Source organism: Longimicrobium sp., assembly GCA_036389135.1.
In the GTDB taxonomy this organism is placed as follows: Bacteria; Gemmatimonadota; Gemmatimonadetes; order Longimicrobiales; family Longimicrobiaceae; genus Longimicrobium.
The window spans coordinates 1-2,396 of sequence record DASVQP010000134.1 but is presented as its reverse complement, the minus strand read 5'-3'; the positions used below and the strand labels follow the sequence as shown (position 1 = coordinate 2,396).

Here is a 2,396-nt window from a genome sequence, read left to right as displayed (position 1 = left end):
CCGCTGGACGCGCAGACGCAGGCGTGGCAGCGGGCGCGCGACCTGGGGATCAACCCGCCCGGCACGCCGGGGCCGCTGAACGCGATCACCGACGTGGCGGGGGTGGAGGTGGGGCACGCGACGCTGATCCGCGGCGAGGGGCGCCTGGTGCGCGGGCAGGGGCCGGTGCGCACGGGGGTCACCGCCATCCTCCCCCGCGGGCGCACGGGGCCCGACAGTGTGTTCGCCGCCTGGTTCACGCTGAACGGCAACGGCGAGATGACCGGCACCACCTGGATCGACGAAGGCGGATTCCTGGAAGGGCCCGTGCTCATCACCAACACGCACAGTGTGGGCGTGGTGCGCGACGCGACGATCCAGTGGATGATCAGGAGCAACCCCGCCATACTCTGGGCGCTACCCGTGGTCGCGGAGACGTTCGATGGGCCGCTGAACGACATCAACGGCTTCCACGTGAAGCCGGAGCACGTCTTCGCGGCGCTGGACGGCGCGCGGGGCGGGGCGGTGGAGGAGGGAAGCGTCGGCGGCGGGACGGGGATGATGTGCAACCAGTTCAAGGGCGGCATCGGCACGTCGTCGCGGCGGCTGACGGCGGAGCAGGGCGGCTACACGGTGGGGGTGCTGGTGCAGTGCAACTACGGCAGCCAGTACAACCTGCGCATCGCCGGCGTCCCAGTGGGGCGCGAGATCACGGGGATGCGCCCCTGCTACGAGGGCGCCGAGCCGCCCTCGCAGCCGTACCTGCGCGGCGTCCCCCGCTGCGCCACGCCGACCGCATCGGCGCCCGCGCGCAGCGACGAACGGGACGTGGGCTCCATCATCATCGTGGTGGCCACGGACGCGCCGCTCCTTCCGCACCAGCTCGAGCGCGTGGTGCGGCGGGCGGCGCTTGGCCTGGCGCGCGAGGGGAGCATCGCCGGCAACGGGAGCGGCGACATCTTCGTGGCCTTCTCCACCGCCAACCCCGGCGCCGCGCGTGACACGGCGAGCGTCGCGCTCACCATGCTCCCCAACGACCGCATCGACGGCGTCTTCCAGGCCACCGTGCAGGCGACCGAGGAGGCCATCACCAACGCCATGGTCGCCGCGCGCACCATGACCGGCGCGGACGGCCTGCGCGCCTATGGCCTCCCCCACGACCGCCTGCGCGAGGTCCTCACGAAGTACAATCGCCTGGCACCGCGGTAAAAAGCATCACACAGAGAACACGGAGGGAACAGCAAAGGCACAGAGAACTCTTTCTCTTTTCTTTCCGTGCCCCTCCGTGTCTCTTTGTGAGGCTTTACCGCGCCACGAGCTCGCGAAAGTGCGGGATCTGCGCGTACAGCGACCGCCCGGGGCAGAGCGTCTCGGCGAAGTCGCGGTGCGCGGCGATCTTCTCGGCCGGGACGTTGTAGCGGCGCGCCAGGGACGGGATCAGCAGGTCCATCGTGCGTCGCTGCGCGGCGGAGAGCTCCTCTTCCTCGAAGTTGCCCTCGAGCACCACCAGCAGGTGCCCGGTGGGATCGTACGGCGTGTTGGAGTCGCCCACGAAGCGGATGGGGCGCGCCTCGGCCACGCTGCCGTCCACGGCGACGTACAGGTGGTAGGGCACGTCGGCCCACATGCGCTTGGGACGCCCGTTGCCGAGCGTCCCCTCGCTCTGCGAGAAGCGCTGCAGGGCCTGGAGCTTGGCCTCGGTGGAGCGGGCGGGCGCCTGCCGCTCGGCCGTGTGGTGGATGGTGATGCGGTGCGGCACGTGCGTCTTCATCTCCATCGCCGGCGGCTTCGCGCCCCACTCCGCGCGCGACACGTAGCGAATCCCCTCCGGCACGGGGGCCGCGGGGCGCGCGCAGGCGCCGGGCGCCAGGGCGAGGAAGAGCAGGGCGGCGCGGGTGATGCGGTTCATCGTTTCCGTTGGGCGGAGGGTGGGTCGTGCAAGTGGGGCATATGAGTTGCTCCCGTTGGCTTCAACTCGAACTCGGAGGCTACATGGACCTGTTGACCTGGTTGATCGTGGGGCTCGTTGCCGGCGTGCTGGCGTCGCTGGTGATGGGCGGCGTGGGGCTGATCGGCGACATCGTGGTCGGTATCGTGGGCGCCTTCGTCGGCGGATGGCTCTTCAAGCAGCTCGGCGTCACCACCCCGTTCAGCGGCCTGGCGGGCACCATCTTCACCGCCTTCGTGGGCGCGGTCGTCCTGCTCTTCATCCTGCGCCTGGTGACGCGGGGGAGGCGGCGGTTGTAGGGGGCGGGGCCCCCTCCCCCGCTCGTCACCTCGCGGCCCCTCCCCCAAAACTGCCTGGGGGAGGGGCGTTTCGCGTGCATCGGTGCCGTCGTGCGTGGGGCGGTGCGGCGGCGGGCACGGGCGCGATGAATCGCAGCCCCTACGATGGTGTCGGCACAGCGCGCGGAGTT

At 71.0% G+C, this 2,396-nt stretch carries 3 protein-coding genes; 2 read left to right on the top strand and 1 reads right to left on the bottom strand.

Going from position 1 to position 2,396, the window contains the following annotated elements; translation table 11 throughout:
• Positions 1–1,188 (top strand): P1 family peptidase (locus VF584_26940; protein HEX8213833.1); only part of this gene is annotated, 1,188 nt, incomplete at its 5' end.
• A 94-nt stretch (positions 1,189–1,282) separates the two neighbouring features.
• Here the strand turns inward: VF584_26940 and VF584_26935 are convergent.
• The gene (locus VF584_26935; protein HEX8213832.1) at positions 1,283–1,888 is read right to left on the bottom strand and encodes a peptidoglycan recognition family protein; all 606 of its coding nucleotides are present in this window, start codon (positions 1,886–1,888) and stop codon (positions 1,283–1,285) included.
• An 83-nt stretch (positions 1,889–1,971) separates the two neighbouring features.
• Here VF584_26935 and VF584_26930 point away from each other — a divergent pair, with 83 nt between their 5' ends.
• On the top strand, positions 1,972–2,226 hold the full coding sequence (locus tag VF584_26930; protein HEX8213831.1) for a GlsB/YeaQ/YmgE family stress response membrane protein: 255 nt from the start codon (positions 1,972–1,974) through the stop codon (positions 2,224–2,226).
• Positions 2,227–2,396 lie beyond the last annotated feature (170 nt).